Genomic DNA, 23,889 nt, shown 5'->3' on the forward strand with positions numbered 1-23,889 from the left:
TAATATTGCAATATAAAATAATGAAATATGGGGGCAACTAAGACTGAGCATTTTACGGACAAACAAAACCAAATTGCAACAATTGCAAAAGCATTAGGACATCCTGCGCGAATAGCAATTATCGAGTATTTGATGAAAGTCAATGAGTGCATCTGTGGAGATATCGTGAACGAATTGCCTTTAGCCCAACCAACAGTTTCTCAGCATTTAAAAGAATTGAAAAACGCAGGAATTATAAAAGGTAACATTTCTGGAAACGCTATCTGCTATTGTATAGACGAAAAGACAATAGAAATTCTAAACACTTATTTTTCAGCTATAGTACAAACTGTGACCAAATCAAAATGCTGTTAAGTATTTTTTTACCTTAATATATCGCAATATTGCATTTAAGCTATAAAGATTCAATTATGAAATTATCAGAAGTAAAACAAATTTTGCCAACATTAGAAAATGTTGAATTCCAATTAGAAAATGGAGCTTTTGTTCCAGAACATTTTCACGTTACAGAAGTAGGAATGATTAATAAAAACTTTATTGATTGTGGCGGTGTGATCCGTTCAGAGAAGGTTGTGAACTTTCAGCTTTGGAATGCAGACGATTTTGAACATCGTTTGAAGCCTAAAAAATTACTCAACATTATCAAACTTTCTGAGGATAAATTAGGAATCGAGGATTTTGATATTGAAGTTGAATATCAAAGTAATACTATTGGAAAATATGATCTGGAATTTAACGGGAAAACATTTATTCTAAAAAATAAGACTACAGCTTGCTTAGCACAGGACGCTTGTGGAATCCCATCAGAAAAAGAAAAAAAGAATCTAATTGAACTTGGTGTAAACCAAAACAATTCTTGTACGCCAAATTCTGGATGTTGCTAATTCAATTGCTATGGAAATAAAGCCGATTACCAAAGACAATTTTGCAGATTTGGTAGAGATCTATGGTCAGGGATTAGCTACCAATATTGCCACTTTTCAAAATGATTTACCAATATGGGAAGATTGGGATAAAGGACACCTTAATTTTTGCAGAATCAGTATTTATGAAAATAACGAAATGCTTGGTTGGGCTGCATTATCTCCTGTCTCCAGCAGATGTGTTTATTCGGGTGTAGCAGAAGTAAGTGTTTATGTAGCAACAATTGCAAGAGGAAAAGGGATTGGTAAAATGTTGTTGAATGAATTGATTAGACAAAGTGAGTCAAGTGAAATATGGACTTTACAATCCGGGATATTTGCAGAAAACCAAAATAGCATAAGATTACACGAGAAATGTGGTTTCAGGATCGTCGGTTATAGGGAAAAAATTGGAAGAAAGAATGGGGTTTGGAAAGACACTGTCTTGATGGAATGCAGGAGTAAAATTATCGGAATAGATTAAAAAATAAAAATTATAAATCAATAAAAAATGAAAATTGCATTATTCAGCGACATTCACGCTAATCTCCCTGCATTGGAAGCATTCTTTGCAGATGTTGAAAAAAGAAATCCCGACAGCATTTATTGCTTGGGAGATTTAGTAGGTTACAATATCTGGCCAAACGAAGTGGTCAATGAAATCCGTAAAAGAAAAATACCAACTATTGCAGGCAACTACGATTTTGGCATTGGGAGAATGAGTAATGAATGCGGTTGCGCCTACAAAACAGACGCTGAGAAGGACAACGGCAATATTTCCATTTCTTTTACCAATTCTTTGATGAAAGATGAGGAACGTGCTTACCTGCGTACACTTCCAGCCCATATCAAAGTAGAATTTCAATTGAACGAAGACAAGCTAAATCTGCTTTTGGTACACGGGAGTCCGAGAAAAATTAACGAATATCTCTTCGAAGACCGTGAGGAAAAAAGTATGCTTCGTATTATGGAACAAGCCGATGCCGACATTATGTGTTTCGGACATACGCACAAGCCCTATCACAGAGTTTTAAATTCGGGTGTTGATGGTGAAAATCATTTCCGCCACGCAGTGAATATCGGTTCCGTTGGTAAGCCAAAAGACAACGATATAAGAGGTGGTTATGCGATGTTGACAATTAATGAAAACAGTTCTGTTTTGAACAAAGAAAGCATCAGTGTAGAATTTATCCGTTTCGACTATGACTTTGAAAAAGCTGCAAAGGCTGTGGAAGACAGCCCTCTTCCAAACGAGTACGCAGAGAATCTAAGACGTGGCTATTAATCTAAAAAATCTAAAAAATGGAATTTCCAAATGATTTAAAATATTCAAAAGAACATACGTGGATAAGCATACAGGACAACACAGGTACAATAGGTATCACAGAATTTGCACAAAGTGAATTGGGCGAAATCGTATATGCAAATTTACCAAACATTGGATATAGTTTTCAGCAGGACGAAGTATTCGGTTCTGTTGAAGCGGTTAAAACGGTCAGTGATTTATTTATGCCAGTATCGGGTAAAATCATTGAAACGAACCAACTCTTATTAGAAGAGCCAACACTAATCAATTCAGAATCTTTTGGAAACGGTTGGCTGATAAAAATTGAAATCAAAGATATTACAGAATTAGAAAAATTATTGACATCAAACCAATATAGAGAACTTACAAATTAGACACACAATGCAGCCAAAACTAAAATTTCTTGACCGTTACCTAACCTTATGGATATTCCTTGCAATGGCAATAGGTATAGGTTTAGGACATTTCTTTCCGGGAATATCAAAAATTACAAATACTTTATCCATTGGAACTACAAATATTCCATTGGCTATAGGTTTAATATTAATGATGTACCCACCATTGGCAAAGGTTGATTATTCATTATTGCCCCAAGCATTTAAGGATAAAAAAGTAATCGGTCTGTCATTATTGCTGAATTGGGTCATTGGTACTTTATTGATGTTCGGATTAGCCGTTTTGTTTTTACGCAATGAACCCGATTATATGACAGGGTTAATACTGATAGGTTTGGCAAGATGTATAGCAATGGTAATCGTATGGACCGATTTAGCTAAAGCAAACAGAGAATATACAGCTATGTTGGTTGCGTTAAACAGCATCTTCCAGGTACTTTCTTACAGTTTCTTAGTTTGGTTATTTATCAATGTTTTACCTTCAAAATTAGGATTAGCTAATTTCAATGTAAGCGTATCAATGAAAGATGTTACAGAAAGCGTATTGATATACTTAGGTATTCCATTCTTAGCAGGATTCGTTAGCCGTTACTTCCTTATTAAATCAAAAGGTACAGAATGGTATAATCGAAAATTTGTACCCAAAATATCGCCCATTACATTGTACGCTTTACTGTTTACGATAGTTTTAATGTTCAGCCTGAAAGGTGATAAAATATTAGAGTTGCCAATGGATGTAGTAAAAGTAGCCATACCATTAATCATCTATTTTGTACTGATGTTTTTTGTCAGCTTCTTTATCAATAAATCTCTAAAAGTACCTTACGACAAAAACGCATCCATCGCATTTACAGCAACAGGAAACAACTTTGAATTGGCAATCGCTGTTGCTATAGCAGTTTTCGGTATTCATTCCCCACAGGCATTTGTAGGCGTTATTGGACCTTTAGTAGAAGTTCCGGTACTGATACTTTTAGTACGTGCAAGTTTGTGGTTGAAGAAAAAATATTACAGTTAGAAATAAGTAATAGAAGTTATGAAACGACAATAGGATTTCAACCGATGTGCAAAAAATATAGGGTTCAATAATTAAAACAAGCGTACAAAATGATAGAACTAATTAAACCCATTCCCGCATTTCTTGTACGGAAAATTAATAAGGCAGTTAAGTTTTATAAAGCTCGATTTGGTTTTGAATGCAGACATCAGGAAGAAACTTTTGCAATATTAGTTAGGGGTGGTATAGAGCTGCATTTGTGGGCTTCCTGTAATTACAGTTGGAAATGGAAAAGTGTTTTTTTATTTCTAAAACCGATTAGTAGCGGAGCAGAAAGTTTTTTGGCAGGTACACACAGTTGCAGGATTGAAGTAAAAGGCATTGACTAACTGTATAAAGAACTAAAAGAAAAAGAAGTTTTACACAAAAACGAAAATAAAAAGCACATATTATGGTACAAGAGAATTTGCAACATTAGACTTGTATAGGAATTTGATAACTTTTTATGAGGATATGATATAGCGTGAAAAATAATTATAGAAAGAGTTAGTGTATAAAAGAGCCTTGTTAAAACTGTAAAGAACAAGACAATGAAAGTTAAATTGTTTATTTAAGCAAACGCTAAAATAAACAAATTAGCTATATTTGCACCATGGATAGTATTTCTTGCATTAGACAACAGGCAGACATTAAACAAATCAATCGCTGTAAAGAACGAGTTTCGGAACTCCAAGGTTCGTTTGACTATTTATCTAACGGACTGGAATTGGCGGGAAACAATGTAAGACTGAAAATCCTGTTTCTTATTTATGAAGAACGAAAACTTTGCGTTTGTGATTTAAGCGATATTCTCGGTATGACAATTTCTGCAATTTCTCAACATTTACGAAAACTCAAAGACCGTAAACTAATTGAAACTGAAAGAAAAGCACAAACTATTTTTTATTCATTAACAAAAGAGTATGAAAAAATGCTGACCCCATTTTTTGAAATACTTAATGATAATAAAATTTTAGAAACTATATGAAAACGGACAACAAACTAATCGGTACTGGTCTTTTTACGGCAATTGCTGCTTCATTATGTTGCATTACACCTGTTTTGGCTCTCATAGTAGGAACAAGCGGGGTTGCTTCAACATTTTCTTGGCTCGAACCTTTCCGACCATATTTTATTGGCTTGACAATTTTAGTGCTTGGTTTTACTTGGTTTCAAAAGTTGAAACCCAAAAAGCAAATTGACTGTAAATGTAAAATAACTGAAAAACCCAATTTTATGCAAACAAAATCATTTTTAGGAATTATTACCGTTATGGCGGCTTTACTTTTATCATTTCCAATTTACGCTCACATCTTTTTTCCAAAGCCCGAAAACAAAACAATTATTACCCAAAGTTCCAAAATTCAGAAAGTTGAGTTTACAATTAAAGGAATGACTTGTTCAGGTTGTGAACATCATATTAAAACAGAGATTAGCAAACTAAAAGGAATTATCGAAGTTGTCGTTTCCTATGAGAAAAGCAACGCTATTGTCAAGTTTGATAATAAGCAAACCAGTATTGCTGAAATCGAAAAAGCTATCAATTCGACAGGTTATAAATCACTAAAAAGTAAAGTTATATCATAATGGAAATTAAATTACAATCAATAATAACTTGCCCAAAATGTGGGCACAAAAAAGAGGAAACAATGCCAACTGATACTTGTCAGTATTTTTATGAATGTAAAAATTGCAAAACAAGGTTAAAACCACTACAAGGCGACTGCTGTGTGTATTGTAGTTATGCCAGTGTTCCTTGTCCACCAATACAAAAAGAAAAAAAATGTTGCTAAATAGAACGCATTTTATATAAATCACATAAAAAATCGGTAGGTTTTACTAATTATTTTTAAACAATTGTAAGAATAACTTATGGCATCAACAGAAAAAACATTATCAGAGGTAATTGAAATATTAAGACTAAGAGGTTATACTGAAGATTTTAACCTATTGGAAGAAAATATCTCATATAAAACAGGAGGTGAAAAGGTCAATTTAAGTGACATAGTTATTGATAAAATTTATCGTTTTACAGGGCTGAATGACTTGGAAGATGAAGCTATCTTGTATGCAATGAGAAACCAAAAAGACGGAGCAAAAGGTATTTTCGTAAATGGCTATGGCACGTACTCCGACAGTGTAGCAAATAGCATCATAGAGCAAATAGCAGTTAACGAAGATGATAACAATGATTGGACAAAAGAAATTTGAATTAGAATGACAGAATTAGAAAAAATTTTAAACCAAAAAGGCATAAAGCCTACCGCTATGCGTTTGTTGGTGGTAGAAAAGCTATTAAAACAACAATACGCAGTAAGCCATAAAGAGCTGGCAGAACAGTTTGAGAAAGCAGATAGTGTTACCTTATTCAGAACATTCAAAATATTTCTGGAACACAAACTCATCCACACCATTGATGATGGAAGTGGAGTTGTAAAATACGCACTATGTCAATCTGGATGTAATTGCAATTTATCAGAACTACACACACATTTTTATTGCACCGACTGCAAACATACCTTTTGTCTTACGGAAACTGAAATTCCAAACATCAAAATTCCTCAAAACTTTAAATTAGAAGGAGCTAATTTGGTTCTCAAGGGGAAATGCTCAAGCTGTAGTTAATACACCTTTAAACTTTGCAATTCAATTGCACTAATTATATTTTACATTTGTAGTCTGATGAAAATATTTGTAATCCTATTCAGTATATACTTTATGGCATTATCGGTAATGCCGTGTACTGATGCGTGCGATATTAGCATAAACAATACTACAAAATCAGAATTTATACAAGCGGGTGATGGTCAAGAAAATAGCATTGACGTATGTAGCCCTTTTTGCTCCTGTGCCACTTGTCACACTGTTGCTGTTTTTACATTTCAAACTTTCAAAATAGGCGAAGCTAAGTCTAGTTTCGACAAAATACAAAAATTCCCACTTTGGGATTTCGGGTTCAATTCCAACTACCACGGAAATATTTGGCAGCCGCCAAAGATTAATGCCTAAATTTTTAGCGACTGTATTTTATTGTCGGTGTATGGGCATCCATTCACTATTAAATAACGTACCCCCTCAGTCGAGCATTTAGCTATTCATTTCACATATATGGAGTGGAAGAATTTATATCCACTATTTATTAATCTTTAATCATATGAATTGTGTTAGACAGTATCATAAAATTTAGTATAAAGAACAAACTTGTCATCGGAATAATGACATTGTTACTCATTATTTGGGGAGTGTGGAGTGCCACAAAATTACCCATTGATGCCGTACCCGATATTACAAATAATCAGGTACAAATAATTACGGTTTGCCCAACATTGGCAGCTCAGGAAGTAGAACAATTAGTTACCTTTCCCATAGAGCAAAGCATTGCTAATATTCCCGATTTAGAAGAAACCAGAAGTATTTCGAGGTTTGGTTTGTCCGTAATTACAGTTGTATTCAAGGAAAAAGTAGATATTTATTTTGCCCGACAGCTCATTAACGAAAAACTGAAAGAAGCAGAAGAAAAAATTCCGAATGGAATAGGAACGCCGGAACTGGCTCCGGTAAGTACAGGACTTGGTCAGATATACGAATATATAATACATCCCAAAAAGGGAAGTGAAAATAAATACAATGCCAAAGACCTACGTACAATGCAGGACTGGATTGTAGCAAGGCAACTGTATGGTACTCCCGGAATTGCAGAAGTAAATAGTTTTGGCGGCGAGCTAAAACAATATGAAGTAGCTGTTAATCCTAGTCGCTTAAAGGCTATGGATGTAAGTATTACCGATATTTTCAACGCTCTTGAAAGAAACAACCAAAATACAGGGGGAGCATATATTGATAAGAAACCAAGTGCTTATTTTGTTAGAGGTATTGGTATGGTTACATCATTAGATGATATAAAAAACATTAGTGTAAAGAATAATCCTGGCAGTGTTCCAATTTTTATAAAAGATGTGGCGGATGTACGATTTGGTAATGCTGTAAGATATGGAGCAATGACATATAATGGAGATGTTGATGCAGTAGGTGGTGTTGTGATGATGTTAAAAGGCGAAAACGCCAATAATGTAATTGAAAAAATAAAAGAAAAGCTTCCTACTATACAAAAGTCATTACCTGATGATATTATTATTGAGCCCTATATAGACCGTTCAGTTTTAGTTGACAAGGCAATGAGTACCGTAGAAAAAAACCTGATAGAAGGTGCATTGATTGTAATCTTTGTATTGGTACTTTTTTTAGGAAATTTTAGAGCAGGATTAATTGTAGCTTCCGCTATTCCCTTAGCAATGCTGTTTGCCTTGGCGATGATGAATGTGTTTGGTGTAAGCGCCAACTTAATGAGTTTGGGAGCCATAGATTTTGGGTTGATTGTAGATGGGGCAGTAATTGTTGTGGAAGCCACATTGCATCATTTAGGCTTACGAAAATCTAAACAAAGGCTTACACAAACTGAAATGGATGAGGAAGTTTTTCTGTCTGCCTCCAAAATTCGTAGTAGTGCAGCATTTGGTGAAATCATTATACTAATTGTTTACATTCCTATTCTTACGTTAGTGGGCGTAGAAGGCAAAATGTTCCGTCCGATGGCACAGACTGTAGGTTTTGCCATTTTTGGAGCTTTGATTTTATCCTTAACATACATACCTATGATGTGTGCTTTGTTCTTATCCAAAAAGCCTTCACATAAAGAAACCTTTTCCGATAGAATGATGAATTGGTTACAAAGAAAATATCAGCCTTTGCTTGAAAAAGCGATTAGCATAAAGTATTGGTTCGTTGGTATCGCCATTGCCATATTTGCAATTAGTATTTTCTTGTTTAGCCGAATGGGAGGAGAATTTATACCCCAACTACAAGAAGGAGAATATGCGTTTGAATTTAAAATGCCTATTGAAACCTCATTATCACAAAGTATAGAAACTTCGATGCTTGCTTCGAGAATTGCCAAACAATTTGATGAAGTAAAAATGGTGGTAGGTAGAACTGGAGCTGGTGAAGTACCTACTGACCCAATGCCTCCAAGTGCAACAGATTTAATAATTATTCTTAAGCCTGAAAGTGAATGGAAATCCGGAAGGACATACGATGAATTAGGCGATGCAATAGAAGAAAAAATAGCCGTAATACCTGGCATTATTGTCGAAAAAAGCCAACCCATTCAAATGCGCTTTAACGAACTTATGACAGGGGTAAAACAAGATGTTGCAATTAAGATTTTCGGAGAAAATTTAGACACACTAGCGTTAAATGCCGATAAGGTTAGCAAAGTTATACAAACAGTAAAGGGAGTTACAGTGCCTCAGGTAGAACTGGTAAGCGGGTTACCTCAAATTAATATTGAATACGACCGAACTCGTTTAGCCAATTATGGAGTAAATGTAGAAGATGTAAATAATGTTGTAAGTACTGCTTTTGCAGGAAAAAGTGCAGGTGTGGTTTTTGAGAATGAAAGGCGATTTGATTTAGTTGTGCGTTTAGATAGTACCTATAGAGGTAGTATTGAAGATGTAAACAATATGATGATACCAACTAGCACAGGCAGTCAAATTCCTCTATCACAGGTGGCTACAATTGACTATAAATTAGGACCTGCGCAGATAAGCCGTGAAGCTGGAAAGAGAAGAATTGTAATTGGTTTTAATGTTGCAGGCAGAGATGTACAAAGTGTGGTAGAAGAAATTCAAAAAAAGTTGAACAACCAAGTAAAATTACCATCAGGGTATTATTTCACTTATGGAGGACAGTTTGAAAATTTACAGGAAGCAAGCAATAGATTACTGATAGCTGTTCCAGTTTCTTTAATATTGATATTTGTACTGCTTTACTTTACTTTCAGTTCCTTTAAACAGGCAGGATTAATTTTTACAGCCATCCCAATGAGTGCAATTGGAGGAATACTAGCTTTGTTACTTCGAGGAATGCCTTTTAGCATCAGCGCAGGTATTGGATTTATTGCATTGTTTGGCGTTGCTGTCCTAAACGGAATTGTACTGATAGGTATTTTCAATCAATTAGAAAAAGAAGGAGAAAAAGATGTATTGAAACGGGTAATCGAAGGAACTAAAATCCGTTTGAGACCAGTTTTGATGACTGCAACAGTAGCCAGTTTAGGATTTCTGCCAATGGCTTTGAGCAGTAGTGCAGGCGCAGAGGTACAAAAACCATTGGCTACAGTTGTTATCGGTGGTTTGGTAACTGCAACATTCCTTACCCTATTCGTACTGCCTCTATTGTATATCATCTTCAATTCAAAAATTAATTTAAAAAGAAAATTTAAAGTGAAACCCATTACAACTATCGTTGTGTTACTGCTATCATTGGTAGGTTTTACAGCAAACGCACAAACGAAAGATTTATCCAGTGTTGATGAAGCAATAAACATCGCGCTGAAAAATAATCAAACCATAAAGGCTTCAGATTTAGAAATTGATGCAAGTAAAGCCTTGAAAAAAACTGCCGGAGAATTACCAAAATTAGGTTTTAATGCACAATTGGGGCAGTACAACAGTACAAAATTCGACCAGTCTTTTGAAGTGGCACAAACTATTCCTTTTCCTACATTATTCGGAGCAAAAAAACAATTGATTAATGCCGAAATAAAAGGGAAAGAATTACAGAAAAATCTTACCGTACTAGAGTTAAAAACGCAGGTCAGAACTTACTATTATCAAATCCTATATTTGCAACATAACCAAAAGCAATTACAACAGTTAGATAGTCTGTACAGCGATTTTATAGAAATAGCACAGCTTCGTTATAAAACCGGCGATACAAAAAAAGTGGACATCAGTACGGCAGAAGCTAAGAAAGGGGAAATCAATTTATTGTTAAAACAGAATAAAGTGTTTTTAAATAATGCTGTTGCCAGTCTGAAAACTTTGATGAATAGAAGAGAGGATTTTCTCATTGCAGAAAATGGAATTTTTCAACCTTTACAAATCAGCAATTTATTGGATAATGATGTAGTAGCAAGTCATCCCGCCATTCAATCCTTGTATCAGGATGCTGTTATTGCAGAACAGACCAAAAAGGTAGAACGTTCCCAAGGTTTACCTGATTTTACAATTGGTTTTACAAATCAATCTTTAATAGGTTTTCACACAGTAAATGGTATGGAAAAATATTTTAATTCTGGTAACCGTTTCAATTCTGTAAATATTGGCATTGCAATTCCTATCACTTATGGTGCTACCAAAGCAAGGATAAAATCTTTGGACTTCAGAAAACAGGCTTCCGAAGCCAATGCTCAGCAGCAGCAGCAAGCATTAACAACACAATTACAAAATGCTTTGCAGCAATACCAACAGGATATGCAACAGTTTAATTATTTTCAGCAAGAAGCATTGCCTAATGCCAAAGAAATAGTATCAGCGGCACAATTAGGGTATAAAACAGGAGAAATTAGCTATGTGGAATATCTTTTTGCATTGCAAACCGCAACCGACATTCAATTAAATTATCTGAAAAGTATTCAGCAGGTAAACCAGTCTGTAATCAATATTTATTCTCTCATTAATCAATAAGTAAAAAATGAAATTCAACATAAATAAAATCACAATTGTAACAGTGATAACTGTTTTAATATTTGCATTTTCCGCTTGCAATAATCAGAAAGATGGAAATGGGCAGAACCAGGAAGCAAAAGAAATTCAAAGAGAAGAAGCCGAGGAAGAAGTACCAACCATTGCCACTCTTTCAGAGGAACAATTAAAGATAGTTGGAATAAAAATAGGCACAATAGAACAAAGAGAGCTGTCTGCAACTATCAAAGCAAATGGAAATCTGAATGTTCCTAATAACAACAAAGCCAACGCTACAATTTTATATGGTGGAGTGATAAGAACATTGAAAGTTCAAATTGGGGATTATGTTAGAAAGGGTGAAATAATAGCAACTATTGCCAATCCGCAGTTTATACAATTACAGGAAGAATATTTGAGTGTAGTAAGTAAGATAACTTTTGCCGAGCAAGAGCTATCAAGACAAAAAGAGTTAAATGAAGGAAATGCTGGCGCAAAGAAAAATTTACAAAGTGCAACAGCCGAATTGAACAGCCTTCGTACTCGAAAAGCGTCTTTACATCAACAACTACAATTAATGGGCATCAATCCCAGCACCTTATCAAACAGTAATTTGAAATCTGCTCTGACAGTAATTAGTCCTTTAAATGGCACAGTAAGTAATGTTTACGCTAAAATTGGAAGTTATGTAGATGTTTCTTCGCCGGTAATTGAAATAGTAGATAACAGCTCATTACATTTGGATTTACAAGTATTCGAAAAAGATTTACCACAAATAAAAATCGGGCAAACTATTCATTTTAGATTGACAAATAATCCAACCACAGAATATGAGGCTACGGTTTTCAATATCGGTTCATCTTTTCAAAACGAGAGTAAAACTATTGCTGTACGTTGTCGTATAAAAGGTAGTAAAATTGGTTTAATTGATGGAATGAACATAACAGGGGTTGTAAGCTTAAGCAATGTAACTACACCTGCTGTTCCCAATGATGCCATCGTAAATACTGATGGTAAATATTATATTTTCGTACAAACCGATAAAAAAGCAGAAGAGCATCACGAAGAAGGTAAAGAAGAAGAAAATCATAAAGAGGGAGATAAAAATGAAAAAGAAGATAAGGCAAGTATAAATTTTGAAAAAGTAGAAGTATTGAAAGGGGTATCTGATATGGGGTATACCGCAATAACTTTTGTCAAGCAAATTCCTGTCAATGCCAAAATCGTTGTAAAAGGAGCATTTTTTGTAAACGCAAAATTATCTAATGCAGGAGAAGACGAAGATTAACCAATAATAACTAAACGATGATAAATACAGATAAAAATCACAAGCATATTTATGATGCGCAGGGCAAGCAACTCTGCTGCACGGAGGAGAACAAAAACGATGCCCAAACAAATACAGGGCAGAGTACTGATAATGTTTGTTGCTCAACGGATGAAAAAGTTAATCAAAAGAGCAATGAACGAAGTGAAGCTGTTGATAAAAACAGCGTTGTAAAAATGTTTTTACCAGGAATTATTTCTTTGGTACTATTGCTAATTGCTATTTACTTAGACAATGTCTTGAAACCTGAATGGTTTCAAGGTTGGGTAAGAACTGTTTGGTATATAATAGCTTATGCACCAGTCGGATTTCCTGTAATTAAAGAAGCTTTTGAAAGTATTGGTAAAGGCGATGTTTTTTCAGAATTTTTGCTGATGAGTATTGCTACTATTGGAGCCTTTACCATTGGTGAATACCCCGAGGGTGTTGCTGTAATGCTGTTTTATGCTGTTGGTGAAGTCTTTCAGTCATTAGCAGTAAAGAGAGCTAAAACAAATATCAAATCTTTACTCGACCAACGTCCTAATGAAGTAACCATTTTACAAGGCACTCAAACAAAAGTTGTAAAAGCTGAAACAGTTACTATTGGAGAGATAATACAATTGAAGCCTGGAGAAAAGTTAGGATTGGACGGAGAATTATTGTCCGAAACTGCATCTTTCAATACAGCAGCTCTTACGGGTGAGAGCAAGCCTGACACGAAATCAAAAGGTGAAACGGTACTGGCAGGGATGATAAACTTAAATACCGTTTCACAGGTAAAAGTGACAACTGCATATACTGATAGCAAGCTGAGTAAAATTTTAGAATTGGTGCAAAATGCTACTGCTCAAAAAGCACCGACAGAATTATTCATTAGAAAGTTTGCAAAAATATACACACCGATAGTTGTACTGTTAGCTATTCTAATTACAGCATTGCCCTACTTCTTTGTAGAAAATTATGTGTTCAGCCAATGGTTGTATCGTGCTTTGGTATTCCTTGTTATCTCTTGCCCTTGTGCATTGGTAATAAGTATTCCTTTAGGCTACTTTGGCGGAATTGGGGCAGCGAGTAAAAATGGAATATTGGTTAAGGGAAGCAACTTTTTGGATGTTCTTGCCAGCATACAAAATGTAGTAATGGATAAGACAGGTACAATGACGGAGGGCGTATTTAAAGTTCAGGAAGTTGTATTTGACAAGGCATTTGATGAGAAAGAAATTTTAGAAATGGTCAATGCTTTGGAAAGCCATAGTAGCCACCCCGTAGCAACTGCCATTCAAGAATATGTAGGCGATGTAAACCACAATATCCCATTAGAAAATATAGAGGAAATTGCAGGACACGGACTAAAGGCTAATGTAAATGGGAAAGAATTATTGGTAGGGAATTTTAAGCTGATGGATAAATTTTCTATTACTTATGACATAGACCCGAACAGCATTGCCTACACGGTAATCGCAGTGGCTTATGATAGAAAGTTTGTTGGTTACATTACCATTGCGGACAGCATAAAAGAAGACGCACAGGAAACCATAAATCTATTGCATAAGCTCAATGTTAAAGCTACTATGCTTAGCGGAGATAAAAGTACGGTTGTAAAGTATGTAGCGGAACAGTTGGGGATAGATAATGCTTTCGGAGATTTATTGCCTGAAGATAAAGTAAACAGAGTTAAAGAAATTAAAGCCAAAGGCGGAAGCGTTGCTTTTGTTGGCGACGGTGTAAACGATGCGCCTGTTGTGGCTTTGAGCGATGCGGGTATTGCAATGGGCGGTTTGGGAAGCGATGCGACCATTGAAACGGCAGATGTGGTAATACAAGACGACAAACCGAGTAAAATACCTATGGCAATCAATATAGGCAAGCAGACAAAGAAAATCGTTTGGCAAAATATAGCTTTAGCATTCGGAGTAAAAGCTATTGTACTAGTTTTGGGAGCTGGGGGCTTAGCGACTATGTGGGAAGCTGTTTTTGCCGATGTTGGGGTTGCCTTATTAGCTATACTAAACGCAGTAAGGATACAGCGGATGAAATTTTAAGATTAGAACATCCTAATGATGAATAAAACAGACAATTCGTAAGAAAGGCAAAAGTTATCAAATGTCAATTTGTCGAAGGAGAAGAAGAAAAGACCTTCGCTCTTTATGATACTTTTTGGGATATTTTTTAGCTCTGTGTCTTATTGCTTTGATATACATAAAACTAGACACTATTATATCTATCCCTATCACTAAAAATGGACTTATTAGTTCTGTATCGAGCAAAAACCAAAGTTCCAAAAGAGAAACCCGAAAATGCAAATTTCTTTCAAATATGACAGTATTTGGGCTTCTCTATTATTGTTTAAAAAATAGATTTAGGATAACGGATGGATAAATTTTATAACGAAACGCTGGCTAAGCTGGAAAACGAAATCAAAGAATTTGAGATTGAAGCAGACTGTTCGATAGAACGCATTGAAGCAGTTATACAACTTATTATCAAATGTTTATTCGACGTAAAAAAATATATTTTAAAAAGAGGATTTAAGAATGTTGATGAAGAAATTCGCTTTTTTAAATATCAAAAGCCAATTATCGTTTCAAAGCTCATCTATTATAATGCCATCTATAAAATCGAAACGAGAAGACCGTATGGAAATAAGCGTACCAAGAAATATTTTGTCAAAGAACTGAAAAAGCTAAAAAGGTTCTTTGAAAATAACCTTGATTTTTATAAGTATTACCGTAGCAATAATTCTTTCTTTGACGAACAATTTTTTGTACGTGGCAAGCACGATATAAGACTATGGTTAGACACTTTTTATTTTGAGGCAGACCATCGCTTTTCTACTTCGCACGATTATAAGGTTGCCAAGATAATTGCTAATGACCTGATACAGGTATATTTGGAAGACAGGTTAAATAACATCAACGTTAAAAAGGTTTCAGATAATTCGTTGATATGGACAGCAAGCAAAACTGCACTCACGGAACTCATTTATGCACTGTACTCCCACGGTGCATTTAACAATGGGAATACAGAAATAAAATTGATAGCCAAAACGTTTGAAGATGCCTTCAATATTGAGTTAGGCGACTTTTACCATACGTTTATGGAACTTAAAGCCCGCAAAATAAACCGAACGAAATTCCTCGACAGGCTGTGTGAAGCACTGATAAAGAAAATGGACGAACAAGATGAAAAACAGTAAGTATATATGTACACAGGCTTTATTCCTCTTGGCAAGAAGTCAGAGTAATTAAACTTAAATTGTAAATTTGTTTATTGCTTATGTATTAAATACTAAACGTAGTCAGTAAATAAATATGAATACAATCTTTATTAAAAATATGGTTTGCGACCGTTGCATTATGGTGGTACAAAACGAATTGGAAAAACTGGGATTAGATGCTAAAAATATAAAACTGGGCGAAGTTATTCTTTCCAAAGAAATAACATCTCTGGAAAAAGAGAATTTGTCCAAAACTTTAGAGCCATTAGGATTTGAAGTAATTGACGATAAAAAAGGCAGGATAATAGAAAAGATAAAGAACATTATCATTGACCTGGTACACCATCAGGATAGTGATGTAAAAACCAACCTTTCCGATGTATTGAGTGACAAATTGCATCACGATTACAATTACCTGTCCAATCTGTTTTCAGAGGTAGAGGGTACAACCATTGAAAAATACTTTATCGCCCAAAAGGTGGAGAAAGTCAAAGAATTGTTGGTGTATGATGAGTTGTCATTAAGTGAGATTGCGAACCGCCTAAATTATTCGAGCGTGGCATATTTGAGTAACCAGTTTAAAAAAGTTACCGGGCTAACACCAAGCCATTTCAAACAGATTAAAGAGGATAAAAGAAAACCGTTGGATAAAGTGTAAGTAAATCTTACAAATCAAATCCAAAATTTCACACCAGTACCCATAAATATAATAGCCAATTTTGTATTGTAAATTAAAGCAGGCAAATATGGCGACAAACAGAGAAAATATATACATTCCATTGGAGGATGTAGAAAGCGAACACTGTGCATTAATCGTTGAAAAGGGATTGGCACAGGTAAAAGGCGTAGAAACCCATAAAGTAGAGCTGAACAACCGAAGGGCAGCGATTACAGTAGATAGCAATGAAACCGTAGGCGAGGCTGTTAAGGCAATTAAAGATTTAGGTTACGGAGTTCCTACGGTTAAAAGTGCTTTTCCGGTATTGGGCATGACCTGTGCATCCTGTGCGGGCAGTGCCGAAAGCATTGTGAAATACCAACCGGGAGTAGTTAATGCTTCCGTGAACTTTGCAACGGGCAATCTTACCGTGGAATATCTGCCCAATATGACCGATGCCTCCACCCTGCAAAAAGCGGTTCAGGGAGTAGGTTACGACCTATTGATTGAAGACGAAACCAAGCAGCAGGAAACGCTCGAAGCCATCCACGAAAAGAAATTCCGAACCTTGAAAAACAAGACCATTTGGGCAATTATCCTTTCCCTGCCCGTGGTAATCATAGGAATGTTCTTTATGGATATGCCTTACGGCAATGAAATTATGTGGGCATTCTCTACACCTGTTGTAGTGTGGTTGGGCAGGGATTTTTTTGTAAATGCGTGGAAACAAGCCCAGCACCGTTCTGCGAATATGGATACATTGGTAGCATTGAGTACAGGTATTGCATACCTTTTTAGTGTGTTCAATATGCTGTTTGCCGATTTTTGGCATCAAAGAGGTTTACACGCCCACGTTTATTTTGAAGCAGCAGCCGTCATTATCGCATTCATTCTGTTAGGCAAATTATTAGAAGAAAAAGCCAAAGGCAATACTTCATCAGCCATTAAAAAGTTAATGGGCTTACAGCCTAAAACCGTTATCGTAATACAAGCAGACGGAATGGAAAAACAAACCGCCATTGAAGATGTAAACGCAGGCGATATTATTCTTGTAAAATCAGGCGAAAAAATTGCAGTGGACGGTATGGTTACTTCGGGCAGTTCTTACGTTGATGAAAGTATGTTGAGTGGCGAACCTGTACCTGTACTAAAAAAAGAAAACGAAAAGGTATTTGCGGGTACGATTAACCAAAAAGGAAGTTTTCAATTCCGAGCCGTTAAGGTAGGCAAAGAAACAATGCTTGCCCAAATCATCAAAATGGTACAAGATGCACAAGGCAGTAAAGCACCCGTACAAAAGTTGGTAGATAAGATTGCAGGGATTTTTGTGCCTGTTGTCATAGGAATTTCAATACTCACATTTGTTTTATGGTTGGTATTGGGTGGCGATAACGGAGTTGTGCAGGGATTATTGGCGGCAGTTACGGTATTGGTTATTGCTTGTCCTTGTGCTTTGGGATTGGCTACACCTACGGCAATTATGGTCGGAGTGGGCAAAGGTGCTGAAAAAGGCATTTTAATAAAAGATGCTGAAAGTTTGGAATTAGCCAAAAAAGTAGAAGCCATTATATTAGACAAAACAGGAACGATTACAGAGGGCAGACCAGAGGTAACAGGTATTCAATGGCTCAACAATGACGATACCACCAAAGGCATTTTAGTAAGTATCGAAAAAAAATCGGAACACCCATTAGCCGAAGCCGTAGTAAAGCATCTTGACGGAACGGTAAACACAGCTTTAACACAATTCGAGAGCATTACAGGTAAAGGAGCAAAAGCCGATTACAATAACGAAACCTATTTTGTAGGCAATAAAAAACTGTTGGCAGAAAACAATGTCAGTATTCCCGAACAATTACAACAACAAGCCGATGAATGGGGCTTACAGCCTAAAACCATTATTTGGTTTGCAGACAGTAAACAAGCACTTGCAGTAATAGCCATATCCGACAAAGTAAAAGAAACATCGGTACAGGCAATCAAAGAAATGCAGGAAATGGGCATTGACCTGTATATGCTGACCGGAGATAATGAAGCTACCGCTAAAGCCATTGCGGAGCAGACAGGCATCAAGCATTACAAAGCCGAAGTTTTGCCACAGCACAAAGCCGATTTTGTAAAAGAGTTACAGCGTAAAGGTAAAGTAGTTGCAATGGTTGGGGACGGTATCAATGACAGTACAGCTTTGGCAACAGCCGATGTAAGTATAGCAATGGGAAAAGGTTCAGACATCGCAATGGACGTAGCCAAGATGACCATCATTTCGTCCGACCTGACCAAGATACCGCAGGCAATACGCTTGTCCAAACAGACCGCAGCCACCATCAAGCAAAACCTGTTCTGGGCGTTTATCTACAACGTAATCGGCATTCCGGTAGCGGCAGGCATCCTTTACCCTGTTAACGGCTTTCTGCTCAACCCGATGATTGCAGGTGCGGCAATGGCATTGAGCAGCGTGAGCGTGGTCAGTAACAGCCTGCGGTTGAAGTGGAAGAAATAAAACAGTAAATCTCACAAATCAAACAATAAATAACGCAATAAAGGCGAACAGCATTATACTGAAATTTGCAGTATTAAATAACATTCTAAATTTTTAAAACAATGGAAAATAAACAATTTCAATTCAAGACGAACATCAATTGTGGCGGTTGTATCGCATCTGTAAAGCCGCACTTGGACAAGGCAGAGGGCATATGCCATTGGGAAGTGGACACGGCCAACAAGGACAAGGTACTTACAGTGAAGTCCGAGGGCATTACCGAGCAGGAAGTAATATCGACCGTACAAAAGGCAGGCTTCAAAATAGAACCTTTGAATGCCTAAGCCAACTACATTTTGAAATGTCCTTTTTCCGACCGAATTTTCTGAAGGTTGGGTTGCTAAAAAAGGCATTTCATCAAATCCTGAAGAAAGAGGATGTCTTGTTGTGGTCGTAACATTGTTTGTTTGTATAGAGAAATTTTGCCTATATAGCAAAAAAAATTGTAAAAACAATATAAAAAACCAATCTTATTTGTAACTTTGTTGAGTTGAAAAATTATAGAATACATATAGGCATTTTGACACTCTTCTGTCTGGTTTTCTTTATGATACCAAGTCAGAGCTATGCTTGTTCCAAAAATTCAACAAAGACCGAGCAGTCTTCCTGCTCAAAGGAGAAATCCAAAAAATCAGAACATAAAAAAGGTTGCAAGGGCAAATCCTGTAAAAAATGCAAAAGTGACAAATGCGGGGGCGGCTGTTCACACAGCTCTTGCAGGTGCGGTGCTTCAACCACTTCCCTAAATGTCCCAACCATAATCGAATTAAAGGCAAAAAATCACTTAGCAGCAGCTAAAAAGCAAAAATTCGGTTTCAAAGAAGCCTACTATTCTTCGGGCTTTTTCTCCATTTGGCTACCGCCTAAAATAAGCTAAAACTATGGCCTGATAGCCATAGGTGTGTCCTGTCAGAAGCTGTTCCGGCTTTTGCAAATCCCCTATTTATATCATTTACTTAAAATTTAAAACAGAAACGGGTTTATCAATCCCCCGTTTCTCAAAATGTAATTATTATGAAATCATTATCAAAAATAGTGATGGTAATCGCCGTGTTACTATCATCAATAAACGGCTTCGCACAAATCAAGAATGCGAAAACAGAAACCGTAAAGATTTACGGCAATTGTGGTATGTGCAAAACCACCATCGAAAAAGCAGGTAACGTAAAAAAGGTAGCCAGTGTTGACTGGAACAAAGATACCAAGATGGCTACGCTCACCTATGACGGCGACAAAACAAATCAGGATGAAATCCTGAAACGTATCGCTTTGGCTGGTTATGACAGTGAGAAGTTCCGTGCGCCGGATGACGTATATGCTAAACTGGCTGGTTGCTGCCAGTATGATAGACCAGTGAAGACGGTTGCCAAAAACAAGGAGGCGGGAATGGACATGAATGCCGGACATGGCAATCACGACCATAGCCAAATGGCAGCTAACAAAGATGCAGCCCAAAACCAATCACAGCTAAAGGCTGTATTTGACAACTACTTTTCAGTGAAAGATGCTTTGATAAAAACCGATGCGGCGACCGCATCTGCCAAAGCCGCTGAATTGGCTGCATCCCTTAAAGCAGTCGATATGAATAAGCTATCGGCAGAGGAACATACGGCTTGGATGAAAGTGATGCAGGACTTGACGGCCAATGCGGAAAGCATTTCAAAATCAAAAGATGTTGCAAAACAAAGAAGTGCTTTTGCGGCACTTTCGGAAAGCATCTACACACTTGCCAAAGTTTCTAAACAGGACACCCCCGTTTATTACCAGCACTGCCCTATGTACAATGGAGGTAAGGGAGCCAATTGGCTAAGTAAAGAGAATGCGGTTAAAAATCCATATTACGGCTCACAGATGCTTACCTGCGGCAGTACCGTTGAAACCATTAAATAACAGGTCTGAAAGCTATGGTACAGTACAATGACATGGTGCAGGCGCTTAAAGACCTAAGACAGCGTGGATACAGTATGGACTTTAGTCTGTTGCCGGACTGCCTGTACTGTGCGTCAAGGAGCCTGAAACTAAAACCGGAGGATTTTACGGTTACGGAAACCCATAGGTTTGAAAGCCTCGACAGCAGTCCTGATAACAATGCCGTGATTTATGCCATATCGTCCAATGATGGTAAGAATAAAGGCGTACTTGTGGATGCCTATGGTGCTTATGCCGAAGAAATGACCCATGAGATGGCAAAAAAATTAAGTGCAACATAACTTTTAAAACCCCTTATTATGAAAAAATACACGTGTCCTATGCACCCACAGGTGCTAAAAGACGAACCGGGAAAATGCCCGCTCTGTGGCATGGCATTGGTTCCCGTTGGCGGTGCGTCAGCTTCTCATGAACACACATCAGGACATGGGCATTCCGGGCATTCTCAACATGGCCATGCTGACGAAAACTTTAATAAACATGAGGGGCATCATACAGGCGATTTCCTCACACGTTTTTGGATAAGCCTTGTCATTACAATCCCTATCCTGCTCCTGTCACACATGATACAGCAATGGTTGGGTTTCTCCCTTGCTTTCAATGGCGATAAATATGTGCTGCTGGCATTGGGTACGGTGATTTATTGCTATGGAGGCTTACCGTTCCTAAAGGGAATGATTGGCGAGGTGAAAGCCAAAGCCATAGGGATGATGACACTTGTTGCCATTGCCATATCCGTAGCCTATGTTTATTCCGTAGCCGTTGTATTTGGCTTGCAGGGTATGGACTTCTTTTGGGAACTGGCAACCCTAATTGACATCATGCTGTTAGGGCATTGGCTGGAAATGCGTTCCCAAATGGCTGCTTCACGGGCATTACAGTCATTGGTGGCTTTGCTGCCCAACGATGTTACCGTGGAACGTGGCGGAGAAGCTGTAAAGATAAAGCTCGAAGACCTGCAAAGCGGTGAAACGGCTATCATAAAACCGGGAGAAAAAATTCCAGCCGATGGATTGGTACTGGAGGGGCTTTCGTATATCAACGAGAGTATGCTTACCGGAGAAAGTATTCCCGTGAAAAAGGAAAAGGACGGAAAGGTCATCGCAGGCTCTATCAATGGCGATGGTGCGCTGAAAGTTAAGGTAACAGCCGTTGGAAAAGACAGCTACCTGAACAGGGTTATCAATCTTGTGCAGGAGGCACAAGCTACTAAGTCCAATACGCAAAACCTTGCGGACAAAGTTGCCAAATGGCTCACCTTTATTGCCATTGCCGTTGGCATAGGCACATTTGCCTATTGGTATGCAAGCAGTGGAGATATTGCCTTTGCGCTTGAAAGAATGGTAACGGTAATGGTAACGGCCTGCCCGCACGCATTGGGCGTGGCTATCCCGTTGGTGGTCGCCATTTCCACAACGCTATCGGCGACCAATGGTCTGCTCATCCGCAACCGCACAGCATTTGAAACCACCCGAAAACTTTCCACTGTCATTTTTGATAAGACCGGAACGCTCACCAAAGGTTCCCATGCCGTAGAAAAGGTTATACCGTTAACAGACGAATATAATGCCGATGAGGTTATCCAGTATGCTGCCGCAGTACAGCAAAATTCGGAACACCATATCGCCAAAGGCATTATGGCTACATTGAAAGAAAAGAGCCTTGCCTTATGGAAGTCTGAAAACTTCAGCTATATGCAGGGCATAGGTGTTAAAGGTGTTGTGAACGGGAAAAATGTCGTAGCTGGCGGCCCGAATTATTTCACCGAAAACCACCTTTCCCTGCCTGAAATTCCAAACGAAATCAATCAGGAAGCAGAAACGGTCAACTTTGTCCTCATTGATGACCGGGTAATCGGCCTCATTACTTTGGCAGACAGCATCCGTGAGGGGTCGGCACAGGCGATTGAGGAACTCAAAAAAATGGGCATCAAGTCCTTTCTGCTCACCGGGGACAACGACAGGATTGCTGCTGCCGTAGCCGGAAAATTGGGTATGGACGGGTATTTGGCTAATGTGCTTCCGCACAACAAGCAGGAGAAAGTAAAGGAGTTTCAGGCAAAAGGCGAAATCGTAGCAATGACTGGTGATGGTGTAAATGATGCACCTGCACTGGCACAGGCAGATGTGGGCATTGCCGTGGGTTCCGGTACGGACGTGGCTGCCGAAACAGCGGATATCATATTGGTAGACAGCGACCCGAGGGATGTGGTCAAACTGATTGACTTCGGCAAACTTACCTACAAAAAGATGGTACAGAACCTGATATGGGCGGTTGGCTACAACGTGGTGGCAATACCGCTTGCGGCAGGCGTACTCTATCCGAATTTTGTTTTAAGTCCCGCTATGGGTGCTGTGCTGATGAGTGTAAGCACCATTGTAGTGGCTATTAACGCAAGTTTTTTAAAAATCAAAAAATAAATAAAAATGAAAAATCTAACATTATCAATCATTGCTGTTATCATGGCATTTGTAACAGTATCATGCAATCAGGCATCCAACAAAAACGAGCAGTCTTCAAAAGATACTACTGTTGTATCACAAGAACATCCTGCTTCCCACTTAAAAGGGGATGACACTGCAACTACCCCCGACGTTAGCGGTACACCGAGCGGTCAGGATGCAGAAGCTAAAAACTTTTCTATTGCACCTATAGTTACCGATTATCTATCATTAAAGAATGCTCTTGTTTCGGACGATGACAAAGCTGCCGCCAGTGCAGGGAAAAAACTGTTAGCTACGTTGAACAAAATGGATATGAAATCCATTCCTGCCGATAAACACAAAAAGTACATGGACATAGCAGACGATGCAAAAGAGCATGCAGAACATATTGGCGAAAATGTTGGTAATATCCACCACCAGCGGGAACATTTAGCCTCACTTGGCGAAGATTTGAAAGACCTGATTGATTTGTTCGGTACATCACAAACATTGTATCAAGACCATTGCCCAATGTTCAATGAAGGTAAGGGTGCTGTTTGGTTAAGCGAAACAAAGGAAATCAAAAATCCTTACTACGGTTCAAAAATGATTAGCTGTGGTTCTGTAAAAAAGCAGTATTAAAATGAAA

The 23,889-nt window shown here is 37.6% G+C and carries 25 protein-coding genes; all 25 read left to right on the forward strand.

Annotated elements, in window-relative coordinates; all coding sequences use genetic code 11:
- Nucleotides 1–27 precede the first annotated feature (27 nt).
- The 25 genes from EG339_RS12225 to EG339_RS12340 all read left to right on the forward strand — a co-directional run bounded on the left by EG339_RS12225 (nucleotide 28) and on the right by EG339_RS12340 (nucleotide 23,882).
- On the forward strand, nucleotides 28–354 hold the full coding sequence (locus tag EG339_RS12225; protein WP_002981116.1) for an ArsR/SmtB family transcription factor: 327 nt from the start codon (nucleotides 28–30) through the stop codon (nucleotides 352–354).
- A gap of 56 nt (nucleotides 355–410) precedes the next feature.
- Nucleotides 411–884 carry a DUF6428 family protein gene (locus tag EG339_RS12230; protein WP_066439503.1) on the forward strand — a complete coding sequence of 158 codons (474 nt, stop codon included), beginning with the start codon at nucleotides 411–413 and terminating at the stop codon, nucleotides 882–884.
- 10 nt (nucleotides 885–894) lie between these two features.
- Nucleotides 895–1,386, forward strand: a complete 492-nt coding sequence (locus EG339_RS12235) for a GNAT family N-acetyltransferase (RefSeq protein ID WP_066439501.1) — start codon at nucleotides 895–897, stop codon at nucleotides 1,384–1,386.
- A gap of 27 nt (nucleotides 1,387–1,413) precedes the next feature.
- A complete protein-coding gene (locus tag EG339_RS12240) occupies nucleotides 1,414–2,187 on the forward strand; it encodes a metallophosphoesterase family protein (protein WP_123870311.1) in 774 nt (257 codons plus the stop codon).
- Between the two features lie 17 nt (nucleotides 2,188–2,204).
- Nucleotides 2,205–2,582 (forward strand): glycine cleavage system protein GcvH, encoded by a 378-nt coding sequence (gcvH, locus tag EG339_RS12245; protein WP_002981112.1) that lies wholly within the window; start codon nucleotides 2,205–2,207, stop codon nucleotides 2,580–2,582.
- 7 nt (nucleotides 2,583–2,589) lie between these two features.
- The gene (gene arsB / locus EG339_RS12250) at nucleotides 2,590–3,621 is read left to right on the forward strand and encodes an ACR3 family arsenite efflux transporter (RefSeq protein ID WP_002981111.1); all 1,032 of its coding nucleotides are present in this window, start codon (nucleotides 2,590–2,592) and stop codon (nucleotides 3,619–3,621) included.
- Nucleotides 3,622–3,710: 89 nt separating this feature from the next.
- Nucleotides 3,711–3,989, forward strand: coding sequence for a VOC family protein (locus EG339_RS12255; protein WP_002981110.1), 279 nt, complete (start codon nucleotides 3,711–3,713; stop codon nucleotides 3,987–3,989).
- A gap of 263 nt (nucleotides 3,990–4,252) precedes the next feature.
- A complete protein-coding gene (locus EG339_RS12260) occupies nucleotides 4,253–4,627 on the forward strand; it encodes an ArsR/SmtB family transcription factor (protein WP_002981109.1) in 375 nt (124 codons plus the stop codon).
- On the forward strand, nucleotides 4,624–5,226 hold the full coding sequence (gene merTP / locus EG339_RS12265) for a mercuric transport protein MerTP (RefSeq protein WP_002981108.1): 603 nt from the start codon (nucleotides 4,624–4,626) through the stop codon (nucleotides 5,224–5,226). Before EG339_RS12260 ends, merTP begins: the two co-directional genes overlap by 4 nt.
- The gene (locus EG339_RS24525) at nucleotides 5,226–5,432 is read left to right on the forward strand and encodes a GDCCVxC domain-containing (seleno)protein (RefSeq protein WP_081457773.1); all 207 of its coding nucleotides are present in this window, start codon (nucleotides 5,226–5,228) and stop codon (nucleotides 5,430–5,432) included. The genes merTP and EG339_RS24525 overlap by 1 nt, the downstream gene beginning before the upstream one ends.
- A 79-nt stretch (nucleotides 5,433–5,511) precedes the next feature.
- Nucleotides 5,512–5,850, forward strand: coding sequence for a hypothetical protein (locus EG339_RS12275; protein WP_002981107.1), 339 nt, complete (start codon nucleotides 5,512–5,514; stop codon nucleotides 5,848–5,850).
- Between the two features lie 6 nt (nucleotides 5,851–5,856).
- Entirely contained in the window at nucleotides 5,857–6,264 is a 408-nt protein-coding gene (locus EG339_RS12280) for a Fur family transcriptional regulator (protein WP_123870312.1), read from the forward strand.
- A 108-nt stretch (nucleotides 6,265–6,372) separates the two neighbouring features.
- Complete coding sequence (locus EG339_RS24775) at nucleotides 6,373–6,648, forward strand: hypothetical protein (RefSeq protein ID WP_394343426.1); 276 nt, start codon at nucleotides 6,373–6,375, stop codon at nucleotides 6,646–6,648.
- Between the two features lie 152 nt (nucleotides 6,649–6,800).
- Nucleotides 6,801–11,168 carry a CusA/CzcA family heavy metal efflux RND transporter gene (locus tag EG339_RS12285; RefSeq protein ID WP_123870313.1) on the forward strand — a complete coding sequence of 1,456 codons (4,368 nt, stop codon included), beginning with the start codon at nucleotides 6,801–6,803 and terminating at the stop codon, nucleotides 11,166–11,168.
- Between the two features lie 7 nt (nucleotides 11,169–11,175).
- Nucleotides 11,176–12,453 (forward strand): efflux RND transporter periplasmic adaptor subunit, encoded by a 1,278-nt coding sequence (locus tag EG339_RS12290; protein WP_123870314.1) that lies wholly within the window; start codon nucleotides 11,176–11,178, stop codon nucleotides 12,451–12,453.
- A gap of 17 nt (nucleotides 12,454–12,470) precedes the next feature.
- Nucleotides 12,471–14,516 carry a heavy metal translocating P-type ATPase gene (locus tag EG339_RS12295; protein WP_123870315.1) on the forward strand — a complete coding sequence of 682 codons (2,046 nt, stop codon included), beginning with the start codon at nucleotides 12,471–12,473 and terminating at the stop codon, nucleotides 14,514–14,516.
- A 329-nt stretch (nucleotides 14,517–14,845) separates the two neighbouring features.
- Entirely contained in the window at nucleotides 14,846–15,670 is an 825-nt protein-coding gene (locus tag EG339_RS12300) for an RteC domain-containing protein (protein ID WP_002981101.1), read from the forward strand.
- 115 nt (nucleotides 15,671–15,785) lie between these two features.
- A complete protein-coding gene (locus EG339_RS12305) occupies nucleotides 15,786–16,349 on the forward strand; it encodes a helix-turn-helix domain-containing protein (protein ID WP_024566623.1) in 564 nt (187 codons plus the stop codon).
- Nucleotides 16,350–16,437: 88 nt separating this feature from the next.
- Nucleotides 16,438–18,849 carry a heavy metal translocating P-type ATPase gene (locus tag EG339_RS12310; protein ID WP_123870316.1) on the forward strand — a complete coding sequence of 804 codons (2,412 nt, stop codon included), beginning with the start codon at nucleotides 16,438–16,440 and terminating at the stop codon, nucleotides 18,847–18,849.
- 101 nt (nucleotides 18,850–18,950) lie between these two features.
- On the forward strand, nucleotides 18,951–19,172 hold the full coding sequence (locus EG339_RS12315; RefSeq protein WP_024566625.1) for a heavy-metal-associated domain-containing protein: 222 nt from the start codon (nucleotides 18,951–18,953) through the stop codon (nucleotides 19,170–19,172).
- 282 nt (nucleotides 19,173–19,454) lie between these two features.
- Nucleotides 19,455–19,634 carry a hypothetical protein gene (locus EG339_RS12320; RefSeq protein WP_123870317.1) on the forward strand — a complete coding sequence of 60 codons (180 nt, stop codon included), beginning with the start codon at nucleotides 19,455–19,457 and terminating at the stop codon, nucleotides 19,632–19,634.
- A 268-nt stretch (nucleotides 19,635–19,902) separates the two neighbouring features.
- Complete coding sequence (locus EG339_RS12325; RefSeq protein WP_123870318.1) at nucleotides 19,903–20,778, forward strand: DUF3347 domain-containing protein; 876 nt, start codon at nucleotides 19,903–19,905, stop codon at nucleotides 20,776–20,778.
- A gap of 32 nt (nucleotides 20,779–20,810) precedes the next feature.
- On the forward strand, nucleotides 20,811–21,098 hold the full coding sequence (locus EG339_RS12330; RefSeq protein WP_228378866.1) for a phosphoribosylpyrophosphate synthetase: 288 nt from the start codon (nucleotides 20,811–20,813) through the stop codon (nucleotides 21,096–21,098).
- A gap of 39 nt (nucleotides 21,099–21,137) precedes the next feature.
- Complete coding sequence (locus EG339_RS12335; RefSeq protein WP_228375313.1) at nucleotides 21,138–23,237, forward strand: heavy metal translocating P-type ATPase; 2,100 nt, start codon at nucleotides 21,138–21,140, stop codon at nucleotides 23,235–23,237.
- A 6-nt stretch (nucleotides 23,238–23,243) separates the two neighbouring features.
- A complete protein-coding gene (locus tag EG339_RS12340; RefSeq protein ID WP_024566629.1) occupies nucleotides 23,244–23,882 on the forward strand; it encodes a DUF3347 domain-containing protein in 639 nt (212 codons plus the stop codon).
- The last annotated feature ends 7 nt before the right edge of the window (nucleotides 23,883–23,889 follow it).

The sequence above is a fragment of the Chryseobacterium bernardetii genome, assembly GCF_003815975.1.
Classification (GTDB): domain Bacteria; phylum Bacteroidota; class Bacteroidia; order Flavobacteriales; family Weeksellaceae; genus Chryseobacterium; species Chryseobacterium bernardetii.

Bases quoted from the DNA above. Each gene is read 5' to 3' on its own strand.
- EG339_RS12225 (WP_002981116.1), top strand. From the start codon at position 28: ATGGGGGCAACTAAGACTGAGCATTTTACGGACAAACAAAACCAAATT.
- EG339_RS12230 (WP_066439503.1), top strand. From the start codon at position 411: ATGAAATTATCAGAAGTAAAACAAATTTTGCCAACATTAGAAAATGTT.
- EG339_RS12235 (WP_066439501.1), top strand. From the start codon at position 895: ATGGAAATAAAGCCGATTACCAAAGACAATTTTGCAGATTTGGTAGAG.
- EG339_RS12240 (WP_123870311.1), top strand. From the start codon at position 1,414: ATGAAAATTGCATTATTCAGCGACATTCACGCTAATCTCCCTGCATTG.
- gcvH (WP_002981112.1), top strand. From the start codon at position 2,205: ATGGAATTTCCAAATGATTTAAAATATTCAAAAGAACATACGTGGATA.
- arsB (WP_002981111.1), top strand. From the start codon at position 2,590: ATGCAGCCAAAACTAAAATTTCTTGACCGTTACCTAACCTTATGGATA.
- EG339_RS12255 (WP_002981110.1), top strand. From the start codon at position 3,711: ATGATAGAACTAATTAAACCCATTCCCGCATTTCTTGTACGGAAAATT.
- EG339_RS12260 (WP_002981109.1), top strand. From the start codon at position 4,253: ATGGATAGTATTTCTTGCATTAGACAACAGGCAGACATTAAACAAATC.
- merTP (WP_002981108.1), top strand. From the start codon at position 4,624: ATGAAAACGGACAACAAACTAATCGGTACTGGTCTTTTTACGGCAATT.
- EG339_RS24525 (WP_081457773.1), top strand. From the start codon at position 5,226: ATGGAAATTAAATTACAATCAATAATAACTTGCCCAAAATGTGGGCAC.
- EG339_RS12275 (WP_002981107.1), top strand. From the start codon at position 5,512: ATGGCATCAACAGAAAAAACATTATCAGAGGTAATTGAAATATTAAGA.
- EG339_RS12280 (WP_123870312.1), top strand. From the start codon at position 5,857: ATGACAGAATTAGAAAAAATTTTAAACCAAAAAGGCATAAAGCCTACC.
- EG339_RS24775 (WP_394343426.1), top strand. From the start codon at position 6,373: ATGCCGTGTACTGATGCGTGCGATATTAGCATAAACAATACTACAAAA.
- EG339_RS12290 (WP_123870314.1), top strand. From the start codon at position 11,176: ATGAAATTCAACATAAATAAAATCACAATTGTAACAGTGATAACTGTT.
- EG339_RS12295 (WP_123870315.1), top strand. From the start codon at position 12,471: ATGATAAATACAGATAAAAATCACAAGCATATTTATGATGCGCAGGGC.
- EG339_RS12300 (WP_002981101.1), top strand. From the start codon at position 14,846: ATGGATAAATTTTATAACGAAACGCTGGCTAAGCTGGAAAACGAAATC.
- EG339_RS12305 (WP_024566623.1), top strand. From the start codon at position 15,786: ATGAATACAATCTTTATTAAAAATATGGTTTGCGACCGTTGCATTATG.
- EG339_RS12310 (WP_123870316.1), top strand. From the start codon at position 16,438: ATGGCGACAAACAGAGAAAATATATACATTCCATTGGAGGATGTAGAA.
- EG339_RS12315 (WP_024566625.1), top strand. From the start codon at position 18,951: ATGGAAAATAAACAATTTCAATTCAAGACGAACATCAATTGTGGCGGT.
- EG339_RS12320 (WP_123870317.1), top strand. From the start codon at position 19,455: ATGCTTGTTCCAAAAATTCAACAAAGACCGAGCAGTCTTCCTGCTCAA.
- EG339_RS12325 (WP_123870318.1), top strand. From the start codon at position 19,903: ATGAAATCATTATCAAAAATAGTGATGGTAATCGCCGTGTTACTATCA.
- EG339_RS12330 (WP_228378866.1), top strand. From the start codon at position 20,811: ATGGTGCAGGCGCTTAAAGACCTAAGACAGCGTGGATACAGTATGGAC.
- EG339_RS12335 (WP_228375313.1), top strand. From the start codon at position 21,138: ATGCACCCACAGGTGCTAAAAGACGAACCGGGAAAATGCCCGCTCTGT.
- EG339_RS12340 (WP_024566629.1), top strand. From the start codon at position 23,244: ATGAAAAATCTAACATTATCAATCATTGCTGTTATCATGGCATTTGTA.